This window comes from Micromonospora sp. CNB394 (genome assembly GCF_000374985.1).
GTDB lineage: Bacteria > Actinomycetota > Actinomycetes > Mycobacteriales > Micromonosporaceae > Micromonospora > Micromonospora marina.
Window position 1 is genome coordinate 68338 of the sequence record NZ_KB895832.1, and the last position, 22925, is coordinate 91262.

The 22925-nt window shown below is 73.4% G+C and carries 22 protein-coding genes; 10 read left to right on the forward strand and 12 right to left on the reverse strand.

The window, feature by feature from the left end; genetic code table 11:
• Positions 1-12: 12 nt before the first annotated feature.
• The 5 genes from C569_RS0112325 to deoC all read right to left on the reverse strand — a co-directional run bounded on the left by C569_RS0112325 (position 13) and on the right by deoC (position 4835).
• A complete protein-coding gene (locus C569_RS0112325) occupies positions 13-918 on the reverse strand; it encodes a M56 family metallopeptidase (protein WP_018786086.1) in 906 nt (301 codons plus the stop codon).
• A gap of 10 nt (positions 919-928) precedes the next feature.
• Positions 929-1375, reverse strand: coding sequence for a BlaI/MecI/CopY family transcriptional regulator (locus tag C569_RS0112330; RefSeq protein WP_026268060.1), 447 nt, complete (start codon positions 1373-1375; stop codon positions 929-931).
• A gap of 217 nt (positions 1376-1592) precedes the next feature.
• The gene (locus tag C569_RS0112335; protein WP_018786088.1) at positions 1593-2417 is read right to left on the reverse strand and encodes an aldehyde dehydrogenase family protein; all 825 of its coding nucleotides are present in this window, start codon (positions 2415-2417) and stop codon (positions 1593-1595) included.
• On the reverse strand, positions 2410-3840 hold the full coding sequence (locus C569_RS0112340; RefSeq protein WP_018786089.1) for an aldehyde dehydrogenase family protein: 1431 nt from the start codon (positions 3838-3840) through the stop codon (positions 2410-2412). Before C569_RS0112340 ends, C569_RS0112335 begins: the two co-directional genes overlap by 8 nt.
• A 5-nt stretch (positions 3841-3845) precedes the next feature.
• On the reverse strand, positions 3846-4835 hold the full coding sequence (gene deoC, locus C569_RS0112345) for a deoxyribose-phosphate aldolase (RefSeq protein WP_018786090.1): 990 nt from the start codon (positions 4833-4835) through the stop codon (positions 3846-3848).
• Between the two features lie 126 nt (positions 4836-4961).
• Between deoC and upp the strand changes: the two genes are divergently transcribed.
• Both upp and C569_RS0112355 read left to right on the forward strand, forming a co-directional pair.
• Positions 4962-5594 carry a uracil phosphoribosyltransferase gene (gene upp / locus C569_RS0112350; RefSeq protein ID WP_018786091.1) on the forward strand — a complete coding sequence of 211 codons (633 nt, stop codon included), beginning with the start codon at positions 4962-4964 and terminating at the stop codon, positions 5592-5594.
• Positions 5595-5777: 183 nt separating this feature from the next.
• On the forward strand, positions 5778-6452 hold the full coding sequence (locus tag C569_RS0112355; RefSeq protein WP_018786092.1) for a GPP34 family phosphoprotein: 675 nt from the start codon (positions 5778-5780) through the stop codon (positions 6450-6452).
• A gap of 89 nt (positions 6453-6541) precedes the next feature.
• Here C569_RS0112355 and C569_RS0112360 read toward each other — a convergent pair whose 3' ends face one another.
• Together C569_RS0112360 and C569_RS0112365 are read right to left on the reverse strand one after the other, a co-directional pair.
• Positions 6542-8206 carry a phospho-sugar mutase gene (locus C569_RS0112360; protein WP_018786093.1) on the reverse strand — a complete coding sequence of 555 codons (1665 nt, stop codon included), beginning with the start codon at positions 8204-8206 and terminating at the stop codon, positions 6542-6544.
• A 49-nt stretch (positions 8207-8255) separates the two neighbouring features.
• Positions 8256-10271, reverse strand: a complete 2016-nt coding sequence (locus tag C569_RS0112365; RefSeq protein ID WP_036345685.1) for a serine/threonine-protein kinase — start codon at positions 10269-10271, stop codon at positions 8256-8258.
• Positions 10272-10474: 203 nt separating this feature from the next.
• Between C569_RS0112365 and C569_RS0112370 the strand changes: the two genes are divergently transcribed.
• Positions 10475-12058 (forward strand): methylmalonyl-CoA mutase, encoded by a 1584-nt coding sequence (locus tag C569_RS0112370; RefSeq protein ID WP_018786095.1) that lies wholly within the window; start codon positions 10475-10477, stop codon positions 12056-12058.
• A gap of 471 nt (positions 12059-12529) precedes the next feature.
• The gene (locus C569_RS0112375; protein WP_026268062.1) at positions 12530-13789 is read left to right on the forward strand and encodes an amidohydrolase; all 1260 of its coding nucleotides are present in this window, start codon (positions 12530-12532) and stop codon (positions 13787-13789) included.
• Here the strand turns inward: C569_RS0112375 and C569_RS32285 are convergent.
• Positions 13746-14150, reverse strand: a complete 405-nt coding sequence (locus C569_RS32285) for a DUF4349 domain-containing protein (RefSeq protein WP_231394771.1) — start codon at positions 14148-14150, stop codon at positions 13746-13748. The genes C569_RS0112375 and C569_RS32285 overlap by 44 nt on opposite strands.
• A 1-nt stretch (position 14151) precedes the next feature.
• On the opposite strand from C569_RS32285, the gene C569_RS0112380 reads away from it, so the two are divergent.
• From C569_RS0112380 to C569_RS0112395, 4 genes are read left to right on the forward strand one after another with little or no spacing between them, the layout of a single operon-like run.
• Entirely contained in the window at positions 14152-14781 is a 630-nt protein-coding gene (locus tag C569_RS0112380; RefSeq protein ID WP_018786097.1) for an MBL fold metallo-hydrolase, read from the forward strand.
• 2 nt (positions 14782-14783) lie between these two features.
• Positions 14784-15710: a hypothetical protein gene (locus C569_RS0112385; protein ID WP_018786098.1), complete on the forward strand. Its 927-nt coding sequence runs from the start codon at positions 14784-14786 to the stop codon at positions 15708-15710.
• Positions 15711-15753: 43 nt separating this feature from the next.
• Complete coding sequence (locus tag C569_RS0112390; RefSeq protein WP_018786099.1) at positions 15754-16494, forward strand: hypothetical protein; 741 nt, start codon at positions 15754-15756, stop codon at positions 16492-16494.
• Between the two features lie 42 nt (positions 16495-16536).
• A complete protein-coding gene (locus C569_RS0112395; protein ID WP_026268063.1) occupies positions 16537-17499 on the forward strand; it encodes a GNAT family N-acetyltransferase in 963 nt (320 codons plus the stop codon).
• Between the two features lie 74 nt (positions 17500-17573).
• On the opposite strand, the gene C569_RS0112400 is transcribed toward C569_RS0112395, so the two are convergent.
• A complete protein-coding gene (locus C569_RS0112400; protein WP_036345689.1) occupies positions 17574-18029 on the reverse strand; it encodes a gamma-glutamylcyclotransferase in 456 nt (151 codons plus the stop codon).
• Positions 18030-18193: 164 nt separating this feature from the next.
• Between C569_RS0112400 and C569_RS0112405 the strand changes: the two genes are divergently transcribed.
• Positions 18194-19597 (forward strand): NAD(P)H-quinone dehydrogenase, encoded by a 1404-nt coding sequence (locus C569_RS0112405; protein ID WP_018786102.1) that lies wholly within the window; start codon positions 18194-18196, stop codon positions 19595-19597.
• Here the strand turns inward: C569_RS0112405 and C569_RS0112410 are convergent.
• The 3 genes from C569_RS0112410 to C569_RS0112420 all read right to left on the reverse strand — a co-directional run bounded on the left by C569_RS0112410 (position 19575) and on the right by C569_RS0112420 (position 21135).
• On the reverse strand, positions 19575-20195 hold the full coding sequence (locus C569_RS0112410; protein ID WP_036345692.1) for a DUF998 domain-containing protein: 621 nt from the start codon (positions 20193-20195) through the stop codon (positions 19575-19577). The genes C569_RS0112405 and C569_RS0112410 overlap by 23 nt on opposite strands.
• A 96-nt stretch (positions 20196-20291) precedes the next feature.
• Positions 20292-20474, reverse strand: a complete 183-nt coding sequence (locus C569_RS30175; RefSeq protein ID WP_051090483.1) for a hypothetical protein — start codon at positions 20472-20474, stop codon at positions 20292-20294.
• A 37-nt stretch (positions 20475-20511) separates the two neighbouring features.
• On the reverse strand, positions 20512-21135 hold the full coding sequence (locus C569_RS0112420) for a DedA family protein (protein ID WP_036345713.1): 624 nt from the start codon (positions 21133-21135) through the stop codon (positions 20512-20514).
• Positions 21136-21598: 463 nt separating this feature from the next.
• Here C569_RS0112420 and thrS point away from each other — a divergent pair, with 463 nt between their 5' ends.
• Positions 21599-22855: a threonine--tRNA ligase gene (gene thrS, locus C569_RS0112425; RefSeq protein ID WP_369753423.1), complete on the forward strand. Its 1257-nt coding sequence runs from the start codon at positions 21599-21601 to the stop codon at positions 22853-22855.
• Positions 22856-22925 lie beyond the last annotated feature (70 nt).

Genomic DNA, 22925 nt, shown 5'->3' on the forward strand with positions numbered 1-22925 from the left:
GCGAGGCCCGGATCAGCTCAGGAACAGGGCGACCGGAAGGGAGACGAGCGTGCCGGCGACCGCCAGCGCCATCGCGCCGAGCACCCGCGGCGGCCGGTCCGCGACGAGCAGCCGCTGCACGCGTACGTCGAGGTCGCGATCGCCGAGTCCGAGCGTGCCGGCCGGCTGGACCCGGTGCTCGGCGGCGGCGAACCGGCGCAGCGCACCGGCCAGCGGAGCCTCCGCGTGCAGCTCCCGGGCCTTGTCGTCGGCGCGCATCTCGACCAGCAGCGCCACCCGCGCGTGCGCGTCCCGCACCCACCGGAACCAGGGCAGCGCCCGGCACAGCGCGGTGAACGGCAACAGCACCAGGTCGTGCCGCTCCTGGGCGTGCGCCCGCTCGTGGGTGAGCACCGCCGCCAGTTCGGCCGGGTCGAGCAGGTCGAGCGTGCCCGCGCTCACCACCACCCGGGGACGCACCCCCGGCAGGCAGTACGCCGCCGCGCTCGGGTGGTCGAGCACCAGCGCACCGGGCACCGTGGGGTCACGCCGGGCCACCAGGTGCAACAGCTCCCGGTGCCGGCGCTGGGCGCGGACCGCCCCGTGCAGGCTGCGCACCGTCGTGGTGAGCAGCACCCCGCCGATGCCGAGACCGACGCCGACCAGGCTGAGGTGCACCGCGCCCACCCCGGCCGGCAGCGTGCCGTGGGCCAGGTCGTCGGCCAGGGCCAGCAGCGCGTACCCGGTCGCCCGGTCGTACGCGTCGAGCCCCAGCGCCATCGGCAGCCCCATGGCCGACAGGCCGAGCGCCAGCCCGACCGCCTGCCAGCAGATGATCGCCACCCGGGGTGCCCGCCAGGTCCAGCGCGCGGCGGCGAGGACCTGCGCGGTCAGCCAGCAGGCCAGGATGATCACGGCGAAGTGCAGGGCGTACGCCACGGCAGCCGCCCTACCGGTCCGTCGCCTCGTCGAGCGCTGGCCGACCGGGCCGGGGGTTCTCGACCCGGCCGGCCGGTCCGTCCTCGACCGTCGCCCCGGCCTCGGCGCCGAGCGCGGCGCGGAGCACGTCCGCCTCCGTGCCGGTCACCGAGCGGGCGAAGCGCACGAGTGCGGCGTCCCGGCTGCCGCCGAGGTCGAGGGCTTCGAGCATGAGCTGGGCGATGTGCGCCTCGCGGGTGGCGGCCGGACGGTACCGCCAGGCGCGGCCCTCCCGTTCGCGCTGCACCATGCCCTTGCCGGCGAGCCGGTCGAGCACGGTCATCACCGTGGTGTAGGCCAGTTCCCGCCCGTCCAGGGCGTCGGCGACCTCGCGCACCGTCACGCCGCCCGACGAGGCGGGCGCCGCGTCCCACAGCACGTCCATCACCGCACGCTCAAGGTCCCCCAGCCGAGTCACCCGTCAATCCTACCCCCGGTAGTAGAGCCCCTCCGCCGCCCCGGTTCCTGTTCCCGTTCCCGAAGATCAACACCAGTTCGGGGAGGTGGCGGTATCCGGGGTGACCTGATGCGGCCACTTCGCCGTGCTGGTGTTGTTCTTGGAGGTGCGGGAACGGGAAGTGGCGGCAACCCGGGTGGGAGTGCCGCCACTTCGGGCCGGACCGGACTGCGTCGAGTCAGACGCCCTTCGGATGCCAGACCGTCTTCGTCTCCAGCAGCGTGGTCAGCCGGGTGATGCCGGGGTCGGCGTACCAGTCGTGGCCGGCCGGGGCCCGCCGGAGCACCCGCTTGAGGTTCTCCGCGGCCTTGATCTCCAGGTCGGCGGCCAGCTCGGCGTCGGCGACGCCGGTCAGGTCGAGCGCGTTGACGTCCATGTGCGCGGCGAGCGCCGGCACGGTCTCGGTCAGCCGGCCGGTGAGGATGTTGACCACCCCGCCGGGCAGGTCGGAGGTGGCGAGCACCTCGGCCAGCGTCACCGCCGCCAGCGGCGCCGCCGGGGAGGCGGCCACCACCACCGTGTTGCCGGTGACGATCGCCGGGGCGACCACGCTCACCAGGCCGAGCAGCGCGGGCTCCCCGGGGGCCACCACCGCCACCACGCCGGTCGGCTCCGGCGCGGACAGGTTGAAGTACGGGCCGGCCACCGGGTTGGCGCCGCCGTACACCTGGGCGATCTTGTCGGACCAGCCCGCGTACCAGACCCAGCGGTCGATCGCCGCGTCCACCTCGTCGGCCGGGACGCCCAGGGCCACGAACTGCTCGCGCCGGCCCTCCAGCATCTCGGCGACCCGGTAGAGGATCTGACCCCTGTTGTACGCGGTCGCCCCGGCCCAGCCCTTCACCGCGGCACGGGCGGCCACGACCGCGTCCCGCGCGTCCTTCCGGGAGGCAAGAGACACGTTCGCCGACTGCACCAGATACGACCGTCCCGACTCGCTGCGCGGGAACTTCCCGCCGATGAAGAGCTTGTACGTCTTGCGTACCGCGACCCGCTCAGACATTGAGGTACCCCTCCAGCCCATGCCGGCCGCCCTCGCGACCGTAGCCCGACTCCTTGTAGCCGCCGAACGGCGACGTCGGGTCGAACTTGTTGAACGTGTTGGCCCACACCACGCCCGCGCGCAGGCGGTCGGCCAGCCACAGGATCCGGGAACCCTTGTCGGTCCAGATCCCGGCCGACAGCCCGTACGGCGTGTTGTTGGCCTTCTCGACGGCCTCCGCCGGGGTGCGGAACGTGAGCACCGACAGCACCGGGCCGAAGATCTCCTCGCGGGCGATCCGGTGCGCCTGGGTGACCCCGGTGAAGATGGTCGGCGCGAACCAGAAGCCGCGCTCGGGCAGATCGCACGGCGGCGACCAGCGCTCCGCGCCCTCGGCGGACCCGGCGTCGGACAGCTCCCGGATGCGGGCGAGCTGCGCGGCCGAGTTGATCGCGCCGACGTCGGTGTTCTTGTCCAGCGGGTCGCCGACCCGGAGCTGGGCCATCCGGCGCTTGAGCGACTCCAGCACGCGGTCGGCCACCGACTCCTGGACCAGCAGCCGGGAACCGGCGCAGCAGACGTGCCCCTGGTTGAAGAAGATGCCGTTGACGATCCCCTCGACGGCCTGGTCGATCGGGGCGTCGTCGAAGACGATGTTCGCGGCCTTGCCGCCCAGCTCCAGCGTGAGCTTCTTGCGGGAGCCGGCGACCGCGCGGGCGATGGCGCGCCCGACCTCGGTGGAGCCGGTGAACGCCACCTTGTCCACGCCCGGGTGCTCGACCAGCGCCCGGCCGGTGTCACCGGCGCCGGTGACGATGTTCACCACACCGGCCGGCAGGTCGGCCTGCTGGCAGATCTCGGCGAACAGCAGCGCGGTCAGCGGGGTCGTCTCGGCCGGCTTGAGCACCACCGTGTTGCCGGCGGCGAGCGCTGGAGCGATCTTCCACGCCAGCATGAGCAGCGGGAAGTTCCACGGGATCACCTGCGCCGCCACGCCGAGCGGCTTCGGGTCCGGGCCGAAGCCCGCGTGGGGGAGCTTGTCGGCCCAGCCCGCGTAGTAGAAGAAGTGCGCGGCGACCAGCGGCAGGTCGACGTCGCGCGACTCCCTGATCGGCTTGCCGTTGTCCAGCGACTCCAGCACGGCCAGCTCGCGCGAGCGCTCCTGGATGATCCGGGCGATCCGGAACAGGTACTTGGCCCGGTCGCGGCCCGGCATCGGACCCCAGACCTTCTCGTACGCGCTCCGCGCGGCGCGGACCGCGCGGTCCACGTCGTCGGCTCCGGCCTCGGCGATCTCGGCCAGCACCTCCTCGGAGGCCGGGTTCACCGACTTGAAGCTGCTGCCGGAGGCCGGGTCGACGAACGCGCCGTCGACGAAGAGCCCGTACGAGGGCTTGATGTCCACCACCGAGCGGGACTCGGGGGCGGGTGCGTATTCGAACATCGCGTTCAGTCCAGGGTGAAGTAGTCGGGGCCGGCGTAGACGCCGGTGGTCAGCTTGGTGCGCTGCATGAGCAGGTCGTTGAGCAGGCTTGACGCGCCGAACCGGAACCAGTCCGGGCTCAGCCAGTCCGCGCCGACTGTCTCGTTGACCATGACCAGGTACTTGATCGCGTCCTTGGTGGTCTTGATGCCACCGGCCGGCTTGACGCCGACCTGACGCCCGGTGGCGGCGCGGAAGTCGCGGACCGCCTCCAGCATCACCAGCGTCACCGGCGGCGTGGCCGCTACCGGAACCTTGCCGGTGGAGGTCTTGATGAAGTCGCCGCCCGCGAGCATGGCGAGCCAGGACGCGCGCCGCACGTTGTCGTACGTGGCCAGCTCACCGGTCTCCAGGATGACCTTGAGGTGGGCTGCCGGTCGCCCCTGGCGACCGCCGTCAGCAGAGCCGCAGGCCTCCTTGACCGCCTTGATCTCGTCGTAGACCTCGGAGTAGCGCCCGGCCAGGAACGCGCCCCGGTTGATCACCATGTCGATCTCGTCCGCGCCCGCCTCGACCGCCGCGCGCACGTCGGCGAGCTTGATCTCCAGTGGCGCCTGGCCGGACGGGAACGCGGTCGCCACGCTGGCCAGGTGCACCCCGCTGCCGCGCAACACCTCGGCCACGTGCGGGACCATCGCCGGATAGACGCAGACGGCGCCGACATGCGGGCAGCTCGGGTCGGCCGGGTCGGGGCGCAGTGCCTTGGCCGCCAGCGCCCGTACCTTGCCCGGGGTGTCCGCCCCTTCGAGGGTGGTCAGGTCGACCATCCGGATCGCCAGGTCGATCGCCTCGGCCTTCGCAGTGGTCTTGATGGAGCGGGTGCCGAGTTGCGCCGCCCGCTGCTCCGCGCCGACCTGGTCCACGCCGGGCAGCCCGTGCAGGAAGGTCCGCAGAGCGGTCTCGGATCGTCCCAGCTCGGTGAGGTCCGACCGGGCCGACGTCGTTGTCGCCGTCATGCCCCGAATAGTACGCACCCGCGAGTCGAGTGATCTTGGTCACTTGCAAGTGCCGCACGTGAGCGGGGTCGCTGGTCGGACCGCACCCGCCCTGAGCCGGGCCGGTAAACGGTAGGTTGAGCGATCGTGGACGTACACGTCATTGACCATCCGCTCGCCCAGACGCGGCTGACCGCCATGCGGGACGCCCGGACCGACTCGTCGTCGTTCCGGGCCGCGCTGCGCGAACTCACCACCATGCTGGTGTACGAGGCCGCGCGCTCCTTCCCGGTCGAGAAGTACTCGATCCAGACCCCGGTCACCGCCACCGAGGGCACCCGGCTGGCGAACCCGCCGCTGCTGGTGCCGGTGCTGCGGGCCGGTCTCGGCATGGCCGACGCCGCGCTCGGCCTGCTGCCCGAGTCGTCGATGGGCTTCGTCGGCCTGGCCCGCGACGAGGAGACGTACGAGCCCCGCGCGTACATGGAGTCGCTGCCGCGCGACCTCGCCGGCCTGCCGGTGCTGGTGCTCGACCCGATGCTCGCCACCGGCGGCTCGCTGGAGCACTGCTGTCGGCTGCTCGCCGACCGGGGCTGCACCGACATCACAGTGCTCTGCGTGCTGGCCGCGCCGGTCGGCATCGAGCGGCTGGAGCGCTCCGGGCTGCCGCTGCGCCTGGTCACCGCCTCGATCGACGAAGGACTGAACGACTCGAAGTTCATCGTCCCCGGCCTGGGTGACGCCGGTGACCGCCAGTTCGGCGGCATGCCCCGCTTCTGACCCGGCACACCGGGCGATTCGGCACACCGGGCGATTCGGCACTCCGGCGGTTCGGCGATTCGGCGTTCCGGCGATTCGGTGGAGAGGGCTCTATTCCCCCCGGGAAGGGCCCTCTCGCCGTGAATCGGGCGACCCCGGCGAGTCGATGCGCGGGGATGCGGGGAGGCGCTAGCGTTCCGGGCCATGACTGGTGTTGCGCTCGCCGAGGAGCTGCTGCTCCTCGCGTATGACGACGAAACCGGCAAGGCCACCATGCCGCGGATCAGCCTGGACCTGGGCATGGCCGCGGCGGTGCTGGTCGAGCTGGCCCTGGCCGGACGGGTCGCGTACGCGGACGGGAACCTGGCGGTGGTCGACCCGGCCCCGACCGGCGAGCCGATCGCGGACGCCGTACTCGCCAAGATGGCCGCGGACACGCCGCACAGTCCGTCGTCGTGGGTGCAGCGACTGCGGCACGGCCTGCGCGACCGGATCCTGTCCGACCTCTGCGGCCGGGGCGTGGTGCGGGACGTGGACGAGACCGAGCTGGGCTTCATCCACGTGCACCGCTACCCGGTGGCCGACGCCTCGGTCGAGGCGGACATCCGGCGGCGGCTGGCCGACGCGCTGACCAGCGGGCAGCTCCCGGACGAGCGGACCGCCGCGCTGGCCACGCTCGTTGCGGTGCTGCGGATGGAACCGGCGCTGGGGCTGACCGGCCCGGCCGCCGAGGACGCCGGCCGGCGCCTGGAGGAGATCGCCGCCGGCGCCGGGTTCTCCGGCACGGTGAGCCTGGACGACAGCGTGGTACGCCCGTCGATCAGCCTGGTCATCGCCGCGCTGGGCCAGGCCGTCGACGCCGCCCTGGGCAAGCGGTAAGGAAGGGCCCCCTTTTAACGCCTCCGGTAGAGGAAGGGCCCCTTGTTAACGCCAGGCGTTAACAAGGGGCCCTTCCTTCCATCCAGTGGTCAGAGGCCCAGGACGGCGGCGATCTCGTTGCGCAGCTCGGTGACGGCGGCCCGCGCCCGCTGCCGGGCCGCCGGCACGTCGCCGCCGCGCACCGGCTCCACCACCTCCAGGTACGCCTTCAGCTTCGGCTCGGTGCCCGACGGCCGGATCACCACCCGGGCCGCGTCGGTACGCAGGATCACCACGTCCGCGTCGGGAAGCAGGTCGGACGCCTCGGTCACCGGCTGCCCGAGCAGCGCCGCCGGAGTGGCCGCCCGGATCCGTGCCATCGCGTCCGCGATCACCCGCAGGTCCTCCACCCGGACCGAGAGCTGCTCGGTGTGGTGCACGCCGAACTCGGCGGCCAGTTCGTCGAGCCGGTCGAGGAGCGTACGGCCCTCCGCCTTGAGGCCGGCCGCCAGCTCGGCGACCGTCAGCGCGGCGGTGATGCCGTCCTTGTCGCGTACGTGAGCCGGCGCGACGCAGTAGCCGAGCGCCTCCTCGTAGCCGTACACCAACGGCTCCCGGCCCCCGCCGGCCCGGACGATCCACTTGAACCCGGTGAGCGTCTCGTCGTAGGGCAGGCCCCGGGCCGCCGTCATGGCCCGCAGCAGCGCCGACGACACGATGGTGGTCGCGTACAGGCCGGTCACGCCGCGCCGCATCAGGTGGTCGGCGAGCAGGGCGCCCACCTCGTCGCCGCGCAGCATCCGCCAGGACCCGGCGTCGCGTACCGCCACCGCGCAGCGGTCCGCGTCCGGGTCGTTGGCGACGGCCAGGTCCGCGCCGGTGCGGTCGGCGAGCGCGACCAGCAGGTCCACCGCGCCCGGCTCCTCGGGGTTGGGGAAGCTCACGGTCGGGAACGCGGGGTCCGGCTCGGCCTGCTCGGGCACCATGCCGGGCACGCCGAATCCGGCGCGCGCGAACGCGGCGGTCAGCACCGCGGCGCCCACCCCGTGCAGCGGCGTGTACGCCACCTTCAGGTCCCGCGGTCCGGCCGGGGCGACGACGGCGGCGGCCCGCTCGACGTACGCGGCCACCAGGTCGTCGCCGAGCACCTGCCCGGCCGGGCCGAGCGGCACCGCCGCGAGCGGGCCGACCGCCCGGATGGCCGCCTCGATCCCGGCGTCGGCGGGCGGCACGATCTGCGCGCCCGCGCCCAGCTCACCGCCGAGCTGCGCGCCCAGGTAGACCTTGTAGCCGTTGTCCTGCGGCGGGTTGTGGCTGGCCGTGACCATCACCCCGGCGACCGCGCCGAGCTGCCGGACCGCGAACGCCAGCACGGGCGTGGGCAGCGGCCGGGGCAGCAGCAGCGCCGGGCGGCCCGCACCGGTGGCCACCTGCGCGGTGCGCTCGGCGAACGCACGGGAGCCGCGCCGGGCGTCGTACCCGATCACCAGCGGGCCCTCGCCGCCCTGGGCGGCGAGCCAGCCGACGAGCCCGGCGGCGGCCTGGGTGACCACGGCGAAGTTCATGCCGTTGGGCCCGGCGCGCAGCGGGCCGCGCAGCCCGGCGGTGCCGAAGGTCAGCGGACCGGCGAACCGGTCGGCCAGGTCGGCCGCCGTCCCGGGCAGCCCGTCGAGGACCGCCCGCAGCTCGGCGCGGTCGGCCGGGTCCGGGTCGTCGGCGAGCCAGCGCTCGGCGCGTCCGCGAAGGTCGTCAAGGTCAGTGGTATCCGCCGCCATTGCCTCATGAAAGCACGGCGGCGGATCACCGCTGGCCGTCGGCCTCGACTCAGTTGGCCGCCGTGAGCTGGAACGAGCCGACCATCGCGTCGAAGATCGGCTTGCTCTCGGCGAACCGGGCGTCGGTCGAGGAGAGGTAGAACGAGTAGACCTTGCCGTCCTTGACCACGCCCCGCCAGATGCCGTGGCGCATGGACTCACCCTCGCCGCAGGTGTATTCGAGCTGGCCTGCGGTCTGGCCGGCGAGCGGCTGCTCGGAGACCGACACCTCGGTGTAGGGGGCCGGGCAGGTCTTGCTCTTGGTGCTGTTCTTGTTCAGGTTCCGCGAGGCGAACTCGGCCCAGCTGATCGAGGTGCCGCCCCACGGCTCGGCGATGACCCGCACCTTGCGGCCCTCGTCCTCCGGGTCGACGTAGTCGACGTAGAGGCCGCCGGTCTGCCGCTGCCAGCCCTTCGGCACCTGGATGGTCACGCCCTTGACGGTCTGCTCCTGCATCTCGGGCGCGGCCGCCGCCGAGGTCGAGGGCAGCGCGCCCACGATCGGCGGGGGAGCGTCGTCACCACCGCTGGTCAGCGCGATCACGCTCACCAGCAGCACCACGGCCAGGCCGCCGGCGGCGGCGAGCTGGACCTTGCGCGGCCACGCCTTCACCCGGCCGAGCAGGCCCTTGGCACCGCCGGCCGGGCCGCCACCACCGGTCGCGGGCGCGGTGGCCGGGGTGGTCCACGGCTGGCCGGTGCCGGGCACCGACCACTGGTTGCCGCCGCCGTACACCGGCTGGGTGGCGTCGACGGTGCGGCCGTAGGCGGTCGGCACCGCCTGGGTCGCGTCCGCTGCGGCACCCTGGCCGAGCCGGACCGTGGCGTCCGGCGAGATGCGCCGGGTGGCGTCCGGCGTGCCCGGCCCGGACATCGCACCGGTCGGCGTGTGCAGCGGGCCGGCCAGCGCGTCGGCGCTGGTCTCGTCGAGGGCGGCGGCACCCGCCGCGCCCTTCTCGGCCGTGGGCCGTTCACCGCGGCGCAGCGCGGCGAGCCGGTCGGTGAGCGACTCGTCCGGGCCGATCATCGCCCGGCCGCCGATCTGCCCGCTCGGGTTCGGCTTCGCGGCGATCGCCGGCGGCGTGGTCGGGCGCGGCACCGGCACCACCGCGTACGGGTCGGTGACCGAGTTGACGGCGGTGGCGGTGCTGGTCAGCGGGCCGGCGAGCAGCTCGCGCAGGTTGGCCCGGGCCCGGTGCACGTCCATCCGGCGGGCCGGGTCCTTCTCCAGCAGCCCCATCAGCACACCGGTGAGCGGGCCGCTGCGTTGCGGCGTGGCGGGCGGGTCCTCGACCACGGCGTGCATGGTCTCGATCGGGTCGCCCTTGTCGAACGGGGGCCGGCCCTCGACCGCGGTGTAGAGCGTCACGCCGAGCGAGAACAGGTCGCTCGGCGGCCCGAACTCCTGGCCCATGGCCCGCTCGGGCGAGATGAAGTGCGGCGAGCCGAGCACCATGCCGGGCGTGGTGAGCTGCACGTCGGTGGGCATCCGGGCCACGCCGAAGTCGGTGAGCACGCAGCGGCCGTCGGTGCAGATCAGCACGTTCGCCGGCTTGACGTCGCGGTGCAGCACGCCGATCGCGTGCGCCACCTCCAGCGCGCCGAGCAGCGCGATCCCGATCTTGGCGACGGCGCGCGGCGCGACCGGCCCGTCCTCGATCACCATGTCGGCCAGGCTGCGGGCGTCCAGCAGTTCCATCACGATCCACGGACGGCCACCCTCGGTGACCACGTCGTAGACCTGCACCACGGCCGGGTGCTGGATCGCGGCGGCGGCGCGGGCCTCCCGCAGCGTCCGTTCGTAGAGCGCGTCGCGGTCGCTCGGGGCGAGACCCGGCGGGAGGACGACCTCCTTGACCGCCACATCACGGCGCAGCAACGTGTCTGTGGCCCGCCAGACCGTGCCCATGCCTCCGTTGCCCACCGGGGAGCGCAGCGAGTAGCGACCACCGATGGTGGTGCCGGGCGCTGCGCGTCCAGTGGGAGGACTGGCCGGTCCGCCGCTCCACGTCGGAATCTGAGTCACAGAAAAGCCACCGGGGGATATCGAGGGGGCTGGGACACAACCCCACTATCTTGCTGGTTCCGACGCCCGATGCGAAACCCGACGCGGCGGGCGTTTGCCTACTCGACGGTATGTGGTCGCCCGTTCACCTCCGGTGGGTCGCCGCCGTGAGGTGTGCGGTATCCCTCACCCACCTGGCGGTCCGCGCGTCCTACCATCCGGTAATGAGCGATGCGCGGTCAAGCGAGTCGGGCTTCCCGATCCAGAGCGTCTACACGGCGGCAGACCTTCCGGCGGAGCTGGACGCCCGGCTGGGCGAGCCGGGCGAGTTCCCGTACACCCGCGGGGTCTACCCGACGATGTACACGTCCCGGCCCTGGACCATGCGACAGTACGCCGGGTTCGGCACCGCGACCGAGAGCAACGCGCGCTACCACCAGCTGCTGCGCGCCGGCACCATGGGCCTGTCCGTCGCGTTCGACCTGCCGACCCAGATGGGGTACGACTCGGACGACCCGATCGCGCACGGCGAGGTGGGCAAGGTCGGCGTCGCCATCGACTCCATCGAGGACATGCGCACGCTGTTCGGGGGCATCCCGCTGGACAAGGTCTCCACGTCGATGACCATCAACGCGCCCGGCTCGGTGCTGCTGCTGCTCTACCAGCTGGTGGCCGAGGAGAACGGCGTGCCCGGCGCGGCGCTCAACGGCACCATCCAGAACGACATCCTCAAGGAGTACATCGCCCGGGGGACGTACATCTTCCCGCCGAAGCCCTCGCTGCGGCTGGTCGCCGACACCTTCGCCTACTGCCGGGCCGAGGTGCCGAAGTGGAACACCATCTCCATCTCCGGCTACCACATGGCCGAGGCCGGCGCGTCGCCCGCGCAGGAGGTCGCGTTCACGCTCGCCAACGGCGTGGAGTACGTCCGCGCGGCGCTCGCCGCCGGGCTGGCCGTGGACGACTTCGCGCCCCGGCTGTCGTTCTTCTTCGTGGCCCGCACCACGCTGCTCGAGGAGGTCGCCAAGTTCCGCGCGGCCCGGCGGATCTGGGCCCGGCTGATGCGCGACGAGTTCGGCGCGAAGAACCCGAAGTCGATGATGCTTCGGTTCCACACCCAGACCGCGGGCGTGCAGCTCACCGCCCAGCAGCCGGAGGTGAACCTGGTCCGGGTGGCGGTGCAGGGCCTGGGCGCGGTGCTCGGCGGCACCCAGTCGCTGCACACCAACAGCTTCGACGAGGCCATCGCGCTGCCCACCGAGAAGGCGGCCCGGCTGGCGTTGCGGACCCAGCAGGTGCTGGCGTACGAGACGGACCTGACCGCCACCGTCGACCCGTTCGCCGGGTCGTACGTGGTGGAGGCGATGACCGCCGAGGTGGAGGCGGCGGCCACCGAGCTGATGGACCGGGTCTTCGACCACGGGTCGGCGGTGGACGCGATCGAGGCCGGCTTCCAGAAGCGGGAGATCGAGCAGTCCGCGTACCGGATCGCCCAGGAGATCGATTCAGGTGAACGGGTGGTGGTCGGCCTCAACCGGTTCCAGATCGACGAGGAGGAGCCGTACGAGCCGCTGCGGGTGGACCCGGCGATCGAGGCGGCCCAGGGGGAGCGGTTGGCCCGGCTGCGCGCCGAGCGGGACTCGGGCGCGGTCGAGCGGGCCCTGACGGAGTTGCGCGCCGCCGCCGAGGGGGACGCCAATGTGCTCTACCCGATGAAGGAGGCGCTGCGCGCCCGCGCCACCGTCGGCGAGGTCTGCGGGACGCTGCGCGAGGTGTGGGGGATTTACCGGCCCAGCGACCGGTTCTGAACCGTCCGCAGGCGGTCCCGCCGTGCACCCTCGATGTGCGGCGCGGGCCGCCTTCGCGTGTGCGAATCGGCGATTCGGGTAACCCGATCGGGTGAACGGGACGGACAGCCTGTGCGGTCGGGGGTCGGGCGCTCGTGTCACCGTCGGGAGTCTTCCGGCAGCCGAGGGTTGTCGGGCAATTGTCGGAGCGGCAGTTAATTGCCGCGACTAATGCGACAATTCGGAACGACGGGCCGATAATTGTGGTAGTCGAAACGGTTACGCGTTGTAGGAGGTGGAGGGCGGATGACGGCGTTCGACCGCGATCTACCTGCTGTCCCGCAGATATCCGACCCCTCTCACCAGGGCATTCGTGACGCTACGCGGTCCGACCGCTACGCGAAAGATGTTGCGCAGCGTCACCGCCGGAGGTCTAGGCTGTCTGCTGTCCGACCCGAAGATCCATCCACTTCTAGTGATCGAGAATTCGACGTGACGAGTGCGTTGACGCTGCCTTCCGGCGGCCTGCTGGCGTCGTCCCGGTCCGAGGCGCCGACCGGCTACCAGCCCCTGCCCTTCGAGCTCGACCATCTGCTCGCGCTGCGCGTACCCGGCCTCATCGAAACGCGCCGTCACATCCACTCCCACCCGGAGCTGTCCGGTGAGGAGTTCGAGACGGCCGCCCTGGTGCACCGCGAGCTGTCCCTCGCCGGGCTGAAGCCGCGTCTGCTGCCCAAGGGCAACGGCGTCATCTGCGACATCGACGGCCGCCCGGACGGGCCGGTGATCGCGCTCCGCGCCGACATCGACGCGCTGCCGCTGAGCGATTCGAAGGACGTGCCGTACCGCTCGACCGTCGAGGGCGTCTGCCACGCCTGCGGCCACGACGTGCACACGTCGGTGATGCTCGGCGTCGGCATGCTGCTGGCCCAGCTCGCCGACACCGGCCGCCTCGACGGCCGGGTCCGGCTGATCTTCCAGCCGGCCGAGGAGATCCTGCCCTGCGGGTCGCTGGAGGTCATCGAGGCCGGCGGCCTGGACGACGTGGTGCAGATCTTCGCGCTGCACTGCGACCCGAACCTGCCGGTGGGCAAGGTCGGCCTGCGGGTCGGCCCGATCACCGCCGCCGCCGACAACGTCACCGTCCGGCTCACCGGGCCCGGCGGGCACACCGCCCGCCCGCACCTGACCGTCGACCTGGTGGACGCGCTCGGCCGCCTGGTCACCGAGGTGCCGACGCTGATCAGCCGCCGGGTGCCGGCCAACAGCGGGCTGCTGCTGGTGTTCGGCCACGCGTCGGCCGGCACCCGTTACAACGTCATCCCGTCCGAGGCGTGCGCGGCCGGCACCCTGCGGGTGATGGACCGTGACACCTGGGACCAGGCGCCCAAGATCGTGGCTCAGGTGGTGCGGGACGTGCTCGCGCCCACCGGTGCCACAGTCGACCTGGAATACCTGCGCGGCCGGCCTCCGGTGACCAACGACGCCGGCGCGATCGGCGTGTTCACCGCGGCCACCGCCGCCGCGCTAGGCCCGGACGGCATCGCCGAGACGCCGCAGAGCATGGGCGGCGAGGACTTCTCCTGGTATCTGGAGCACGTGCCGGGCGCGCTCGCCCGCCTCGGCGTCGGCCGCAGCGGGCCCAACGTGGACCTGCACCGGGCCTCGTTCGACGTGGACGAGCGTGCCATCGAGGCCGGGGTACGCCTCATGGTCCAGACCGCGCTGCGGGCACTGGCGGCGGCGCGCTGACCGGACCACCGGGCGGCCCCGGCGGCGTCGGCACCGCCGGGCTCGGGCCGGCCGGCGGCGTCCGCCGGGCCCGCACCCGGCGTCGCCGCAGGAGCAGCAGCCACAGTGGTACGCCGATCACGACCGCGAAGGGCAGCACCGCGTCGAGCACGGTGAGCAGAACCCGGGCCGAGGCCAGGAACGCCGTCCAGCCGCCGCCCAGCCCGGCCAGGAAGCCGAGGTCCGCCTCCTCCTCGGCGGTACTGGCGTCCTGCCTCGACGGCCCCGCCCGCCGGGGCCGATACCTCGGACGTGACGCGTCATCGCGCCGGTTCCGGCAGACTGCGCTGAGGACAGCACGATTCGGTAGCTGAGGAGGCACGATGCAGGTGACCAAGTACGCCCACTCCTGTCTCCGGCTGGAGCACGACGGTGCGGTGCTCGTCGTCGACCCGGGTGTCTTCAGCGACCCGGCGGCGCTGGACGGGGCGGACGCGGTGCTGATCACCCACGAGCACCCGGACCATGTGGACGTCGCCGCGCTCACCCGGGCGTTGGAGCGGCGCCCGGTGCCGGTGCACGGTCCGGCCTCGCTCGCCGGGGTGCTCGGCGACGCCGCCGAGGCGCTGGTCACGGTCGAACCCGGACAGTCGTTCACCGTCGCCGGGGTGCCGGTGCGGGCGTACGGCGGGCAGCACGCGGTCATCCACCCGGACATCCCGGTGATCCAGAACATCGGCTACCTCCTCGCCGACGTGGTGTACCACCCGGGCGACGCGCTGTTCGTGCCCGACGCCGTGCAGGTGGACACGCTGTTCGCCCCGATACACGCGCCCTGGTCGAAGTTCTCCGAGGTGGTCGACTTCATCCGCGCGGTCGCTCCGCGCCGGGCGTACGCGCTGCACGACGGGCTACTGAACGACAACGGCTTCGGTGTGCTGGACCGGCAGTTCACGGCGATGTCCAAGACCGACTACCGCCGTCTGGAGCCGGGCACCCGGATCGACGCCTGAGCATGGCCGGGGTGCCCGTGGAGGTGATCCGGCAGCTCTACGCCACGCCGCCGGACCGGTTCGTCGCGGCCCGGGACGCCGCCGTCGCGCAGGCGCGGCAGTCCGGCGACCCGCGTACCGCCCGGGAGATCGGGAAGCTGCGCCGCCCCACCGTGGCGGCCTGGCTGGTCAACCTGCTGGCGATCCGCCGTCCCGAGCTGGTCGCCGATCTGACCCAGCTGGCCGAGTCGCTGCGCGCCGCGCAACGCGACCTGCGCGGCGGCACACTGCGGGAACTGTCCGCGCAGCGGCGCGCCGTCGTGGGCGCGCTGGTGGCCGAGGTACGCCGGCTCGCCGCCGCCGAACCCGCCGCGCCCCCGGCCGGCAAGCTGCCGCTGGGCGAGGTGGAGGCGACACTCAACGCCGCGCTGTCGGACACCGAGGTGGCCGAGCAGGTACGCGCCGGACGCCTGCTGCGGGCCAGCCACTACGCCGGGTTCGGTGAGGTGCCCCGCCCCCAGCTCCGGCTCGTGACAGGGGGTGAGGAGGCGCCGGTCGTACCGGATCGGGCGGCCGAGCGGGCCGACGCGCGCCGGGCCCGCGACGAGCGGGCGGCGCGGGCCGAACGGGCCGGGCGGCGGCGGACCGCGACCCGGGAGCTGACCCGGGCCCGCGCGGACCTCGACCGGGCCGAGAAGGAACTGGCGACGGCCGACGCGACCGAGCGGGACGGCGCCGCCACGCTGGACCGGATCGAGACCGAACTGGCCGAGCTGGAGCGTCGCCGGGCCGTGGCCGAGCAGGAGCTGAGCCGGGCCCGGCTGGCCCGCCGGGGCGCGGAACGGGCGGTCACCGCGGCCCGGCGCCGGGCCGGTGAGGTGGAGGCCGTGTTGGAGGCGCTCGACGCCGAAGAGGGGGATGCCGACAGCGGTGATCACCCGGCAGACTGAGCGTGATGAATGGCTTCGGTGGAGTGACGGCGACGGGCGGCCGATGACCCCGGAACAGCTCGCCGCCGCCTGCAAACCGCTCGTGCTCGAACTCGGGGAGGCGTTCGCCCGCTGCCCGTCCACGCTGCGCCGGGCGCGGCTGCTGGGCATCTCCGGGTGGGCCTTCTACATCACCGGGCGGGCCGGTGCGCTCGGTGACGTCCGCGCCGAGACGGTCGCCGCGGCGCTCGGCTTCATCGCGCCGGAGGCGGTCACGGACGGCTGGGACGCCGCCGCACGGACCGTCCCGCCGCTGGAGGTGGCCACCGCCAACCTGGCCGAATGCTGCCGGTGGGGCACCGCCCGGCTGGGCGACGGCGCGGAGTCGTCCCGGCTCGCCGCGCTGCTGGGCCGGGCGGTCGACGCGGCGGACGCCAGCGGCATGCCGCTGTTCGCCGCCTGGCGGGCCATGCGGGTGCCCGATCCGTCCCCGGGGGCGCGGGCGGCGGTGGGCATGCTCCTGCTGCGCGAGCACTTCGCCGGGGCGTACCTGCTGGCGGTGCGGGCCGCCGGGCTGACGCCGCTGGAGGCGGTGCTGGCCGGGCCGGAGGGCGAGGCCGGGGCGGCCGCGTGCGGGTGGGTGCCGCCGTACCCGCCGGTCGGGCCGCTGGTGCGACGCCGGCTGTGGGCCGAGGCGGTGACCGACCGGCTGGCGTCGGCGGCGTTCCGCGCGCTGGACGCCGCCGAGGGTACTGAGCTGCTGGGACTGCTCGGCGCGGCGCGGCAGCGCGCCCGCGGCGGATAAATGGGAGGCGACCCGCCCGGTCCGACTGCCAGGATCTGGCCCGTGACGCTCCCTGCCGGCTGGTCGGCCCGCCGCCCGACCCTCGACGACGTACCCGCGATCCTGGCGGTGGTGCACGCTTCCGACACCTTCGCCGTGGGCTACCCCGACTTCGACGACGAGGACGTCCGGTCCGCGCTGACCGCGCCGTTCGTCGACCCGGACCGGGACTCCTGGCTGGTCACCGACCCGGACGGCACGGCGGTGGCCTGGTCGATCCTGGCCAACCCGAGTGGCGTGGGCCGGGAGTGGGTGGACGTCCTCGTCGACCCCGACCGCGGCGCCGACCTGCGCGCCCCGCTGCTGGCCCGGCTGCTGGAGCGGGTCGCCGAACGGGCCGCCGAGCGCGGCCTGCCCGCGCTGACCGCGCGCACCGGGGTGTACGCGCCGGAGACCCGCTGGGCCGGTGAGCTGGCCGAGGCCGGGTTCACCCGGATCAAGCGCTACATCCGGATGAGCCGCTCGTTCCACGACCTGACCGCCGAGCCGGCGCTCCCGCCCGGGGTGACGGTGCGGCCGCTGCGCGCCGACGACGAGAACGACCTGCGGCTGTTCCACCGGATCTACGACACCGCGTTCCAGGACACCCCGGACCACGACCCGCTCGACTTCGAGCAGTGGCGGGACCTGCTGCCGTCGTACGGCAAGGTCTGGGACGAGTGGCTCCTGGCCGAGGTCGACGGCGAGCCGGCCGGCGCGCTCCAGTCCTCCGACCAGGCACTCGACCAGGACCTGGGGTGGGTGCGGACGCTGTCGGTGCTGCCCGCGTACCGGCGCCGGGGGGTGGGTGCGGCGCTGCTGCGTCGGGCCTTCGCGATCTACGCGGCGAAGGGCCGCACCGGCGCCGGGCTCGGCGTCGACCTGGCCAACCCGACCGCGCCGGTCACGCTCTACCGTTCCGTCGGGCTGGTGGAGGAGCGCTGGACCGACATGTACGAGCGGAGTGTGCCCGCCTCGCGGGTGTGACCCGGCACGCCCGTACCGGGGTCGCCGAGCGGCCGGGCGGCGCTCCGGCGCACACTGTCGGGGTGGGAGACGCGCTACGCGGACGCGGTGCCGGTGGGACGGGACCGCAGCTCGGTGACGTAGTCGTCCGGCGCGCCCGCCTTCTCCGCGGCGTTCGCCAGCTCCGAGAGGTACCACGCGGTGGGCAGCCCGCCCTCGTACCCGTCGAACACGTAGACCCACGCGGTCACGTCGCCGTCGAGCGTCGAGACGCGGACGGTCAGCTTGCGGTACGTCCCGGCGGTCACGCCCTCGAGCTCGTCGAGCTGCGCGGCGTCGTACGGGTGGATGTCGTAGAGCGCCACGAACACCCGGTCACCGGGGGACTCGACGACGGTGCTGACCGAGCCCTCCCACCCGATGACGTCCTCGCCGGCGAAGGTGAGCCGCCACCCCTCAAGCCAGCCGGTGCCCACCATCGGCGAATGCGGGCAGTAGGCGCGCATGCGGGCGGGATCCAGGTTCGAGCCGTAAGCAGCGTAGAGACCCACGGCGACGACGATAGCCCGGCTGGCGGGTGGGGGAGAATACGACAGTGCGTGTCGGACGGGACGGGGAGAAAAAGTCACTGTGAGCACAGACGAGGGGCGACTGCTGTGAGCGCGAGGAGTGCAGCGGAGCGGAGCCCCGCAGTCGCGAACGAAGGGATGGCTCTGTGAGCCAGATCGTGATCATCGGCGGCGGTCCGGCCGGGTACGAGGCGGCTCTGGTCGCCGCGCAGTTGGACGCCGATGTCACAGTGGTCGAGGCGGAGGGCGCCGGTGGTGCCTGCGTGCTGTCCGACTGCGTGCCCTCCAAGACGTTCATCGCCAGCTCCGAGGTGGTCACCGGCTACCGGGACACCGAGGAGTTCGGGGTGCACTCCGACGGCCTGGAGGCGGTCACCGTCGACGCCCCGGCGGTGCACGAGCGGGTCAAGCGGCTCGCGCTGGCACAGTCCGCCGACATCCACACCAAGCTGGTCAAGGCCGGGGTCGAGTTCGTCGCCGGCACGGCCCGCCTCGGCGAGGACACGCTCGGCCACACCCACCGGGTGATCGTCACCCCGGCCGGCGGGGGCGCGGAATACTCCATCGCCGCGTCGACGGTGCTCGTCGCGACCGGCGCGACCCCCCGCCAGTTGCCCACCGCCGTACCGGACGGCGAGCGCATCCTGACCTGGCGCCAGGTGTACGACCTGCCGGAGCTGCCCGAGCACCTGATCGTGGTCGGCTCCGGCGTGACCGGTGCCGAGTTCGCCAGCGCGTACCTTGCCATGGGCGTGAAGGTCACGCTCGTGTCCAGCCGGGACCGGGTCATGCCGCACGAGGACGCCGACGCCGCGTCGGCGATCGAGCGGGTGTTCCGCAACCGGGGCATGAGCATCCTGAACAACTCCCGCGCCGAGGCGGTCCGCCGCGTCGGCGACGGGGTGGAGGTGGTGCTGTCCGACGGCCGCCAGGTCACCGGCTCGCACGCGCTGATCGCTGTCGGCTCGATCCCGAACACCGCCGACCTGGGCCTGGCCGAGTACGGCGTGGAGCTGGCCCGGGGCGGCTACGTGACTGTCGACCGGGTCTCCCGTACCAATGTGCCGGGCATCTACGCGGCGGGTGACTGCACCGGCGTGCTGCCGCTGGCGAGCGTCGCGGCCATGCAGGGCCGCATCGCCATGTGGCACGCGCTGGGCGAGGCGGTCCGGCCGCTGCGGTTGCGTACCGTCGCCGCGAACGTCTTCACCGATCCGGAGCTGGCCACCGTCGGCGTCTCCCAGGACGAGGTGGACGCGGGCAAGACTCCGGCCCGTCAGGTGATGCTGCCGCTGTCCGGCAACGCCCGGGCGAAGATGGACGACCTGGCCGACGGCTTCGTCAAGCTGTTCTGCCGGCCGGCGAGCGGCCAGGTGATCGGCGGCGTGGTGGTGGCGCCGAAGGCCAGCGAGCTGATCCTGCCGATCACGATGGCGGTGGAGAACAACCTCACCGTCAACGAGCTGGCCCACACGATCACCATCTACCCGAGCCTGTCCGGCTCCATCACCGAGGCCGCCCGCCAGCTCATGCTCCACGAGCTGGAATAACCCCTCGCGCGGCGGTGCCGGGCCGGGCCAGTTGCAGCGCCAGGGTGGTCAGGAGGGCCGTCTCCGTCAGGATCAGCGCGCGCTCGATCAGGCCGAGCAGGGCACGGTCGCCGGGGTAGGCGGACCAGATCATCGCGGCCGCCAGCACCAGGCTGGCCACGGTCAGCCCGCGCAGCCAGGCGGCGGCCCCGGCGACCGGATGGCGGGCGAGCAGCCAGCCGGCCACCGGCAGGGCCAGGAACGACAGCACCGAGGCGTACCGGTGCACGTACGCGGCGGTGTCCATCGGCGTACCCGGCTCGTTCGTGGGCACCACGGCGGCGGCCAGCAGCCCGGCCGACCAGGCGGTCAGCAGCGCGAGCGGCACCCGGCCCGCACCCGCCCGGCGCAGCGACGGCAGCAGCACCAGACTGGCCGCCGCGAGCACCGCCATCGCCGTGTCGATGACGCCGCCGCGATCGGAGACGGCGAAGTCGCTGACGGTCAGCGACCAGGGATCCAGATCGTCGTTCACCTCGAGGTGACCGACCGTCGCGAGCACCGCCGCCAGGACGATCCCGCCGAGGGCCAGCAGGCCACTTCTCCGCGTTCCAGGCATACGGCCAGCCTGTCGCCGCGACCGCCCCAGACGGATCCGGGACCACCACCCACTTCACTACCCGGGTCGTCCCCTACCGGACCCCCGAGAACCGCGTCAGGTGAGTTCGGATCGAGGTGGATCGTCCGCCCGGTCTCCCGTCGGTTGCGCGGCGGCGATCGATGCCAGCATCTGCTCCCTGAGATGTCTGCGCTGCGCCGCGCGCTCGGCGTCGTCCCACGAAGGATCGATCCGCCGGGCCCTGGCCTTGGCGTCGTGCCACCTCGCCGCGTCGTTCATGGCCTGTGCTTCCTTCACGTCGATCAGGTGCTCGGGGTCAGCTGCCGGTCGAGTCGGCGGTGGCCTCGGCGCGGGTCTGCCGGTTGTTGCTGATCCAGGTCATCGCCCACCCGGCCAGCGCGAACCCCGCAGCGGCCACCCCACCGACCAGCAGCAGCCGCCACGCGGAGTGGGTCAGCGCCGTACCGCACAGGTGACCGACGAGCGTGCCGTAGCTGGACCAGGCCAGGGCCGCCGCCGCCTCGTACGGCAGGAACAGGCGGTACGGGTAGCGGCTGCGCCCGGCCGAGAAGCAGGCCGCCATCCGGCCGCCCGGTACGAAACGGCAGAGCAGGATCACCAGCGGCCCCGGTTCCCGCAGCCCCCGGGTGACCCGGGTGACCGCCCGGCGTGCCCTGCCGGGTGTGGTGGCGCGTGCCGCGCGGCGGGTCGGCGTACTGCGGCCGATCAGGTAGCAGGCGAGGTCACCGATGAACACGCCGGCCGCGCCGACCGCGATGGTCAGCGGCAGGCTGAGCCCGCCGTACACGGTCAGCGCCCCACTGGTGATCATGAGGAGCTGGGTCGGCACCACCGGGACGAAGGCGTCGGCGATCAGCAGGATCAGCAGCAGCGCGTACGCCCACATGGGCGACGCGACGTCAGAGATGAGTTCGGCCACGACCGCCACCTCGCCGGGGTTCTTCGTTCGACCGGATCGAGCCGGACGCCGTGTCCGTCGTCACCACCACCGGCCCCACCGCACGATGACAGCCGGCACCGGCAGGCCGTAGATAGGAAACGAGGCGGCCCGCCCGCGGGTGACGGGTCAACGGGGCGTACCACCCGGGGCAGGGCGGCACATCGTCGATTCCCGGCGTACCGTTTATCGCACGCGGCACCGGAGCCGTCGGGTCCGCCGTTTCCGATGCCCGGGCCGCCGCGGGTCGCCGGCAGGTCCCGTGCCGGCGACCCGCACCCGTCCTCCGAAATCCAGGTGCACCGTCGACATCCGCGCGCCTATCGTCCGGGCATGCGCAGCGCGGTAGTGACCACGACGCCGGGTGTTCCCGGCGCGCCGCACTGACGTTTCCGTCGACGAGGCCCCGGGGCGATCCGCTCCGGGGCCTCGCGGCGTTCCCGGCCTGCTCGCCTCCGGGTCGTACCCGAACAAGGAGAGCGACATGATCGACCACCGCAGGCTCGGCCGGGAGCTGGAGCTGTTCGTCTCCGATCCGCTCGCGGGCGCCGGGCTGCCGATCTGGCTGCCGGCCGGCGCCGCCGCCCGGCACGCCGTCGAGGAGTACGTCCGGGAGTTGGAGCGCCGGGCCGGCTACCGGCACGTCTACTCGCCGCCGCTCGGCAAGCGGGAGCTGTTCGAGCTGTCCGGGCACCTGGGCTACTTCGCCGACGACATGTTCCCGCCGATGCGGCTGAGCGCCGACGACGAGTTCGTGCTGCGCCCGGCGCTCTGCCCGCACCACGCGCTCGTGTTCCGCGCCCGCGGCCGGTCCTACCGGGAACTGCCGCTGCGGGTTGCCGAGCTGGGCGGGATGTACCGGGCGGAACGCTCCGGGGTGCTCGGCGGGCTGTCCCGGGTGCGGGCCATCTCGCTGAACGACGCGCACAACTTCTGCGCCCTGGAGCAGGTCGGCGACGAGGTCCGCGAGATCCTGCGGCTGATCGGCGAGGCGCACGCCGTGCTCGGCGTCCGTCCGGCCGGGTTCCGGTTGTCGCTGCGCGGGCCGGACCAGCGGTACGTGGGCGACGACGCGAGCTGGGCGCGGGCCGAGGAACTGCTCCGCGCCGCGCTCGACGGGGTGGACGTCGTCGAGGCGCCCGGCGAGGCCGCGTTCTACGGCCCGAAGATCGACATTCAGATCGTGGACGCGGCCGGCCGGGAGTCGACCATCTCCACCGTCCAGCTCGACTTCGACAAGCCGGAGCGGTTCGACCTGTCGTACACCGGCTCGGACGGCCGCCGGAAACGGCCGGTGATGGTGCACCGGAGTCTGGTCGGCAGCATGGAGCGGCTGTTCGCGTACCTGATCGAGGTGCACGAGGGCGCCTTCCCCGCCTGGTACGCCCCGGTGCAGTTGCTGCTGCTCCCGGTCGACGCGGCGCAGGCCGACGCCGCCGCCGGGCTGGCCCGCCGGGCCGAGGCGGCCGGGCTGCGGGTCGAGGTGGACCACGCCGGTTCGCTGGGTGCGCGGATCCGGGACGCGTCCCGCCGCCGCGTCCCGTACACCGGGGTTCTCGGCGCCCGGGAGGCGGCCGGCGGGTCGCTCTCGCTGCGCCTGCGCGACGGCCGGGTGCTCGACCCGATGCCCGCCGCGCAGGCGCTGGGCCTGATCGGGGCGGTGGTCGCGAGCCGGTCGGCGGGGCTGCTCCCGCCGGCCTGACCCCGGCCCGTCCGGGTGCCGGGAGGGCACCCGGACGGGGACCGGTGCCGGACCTGTGGCCGGGTCCACG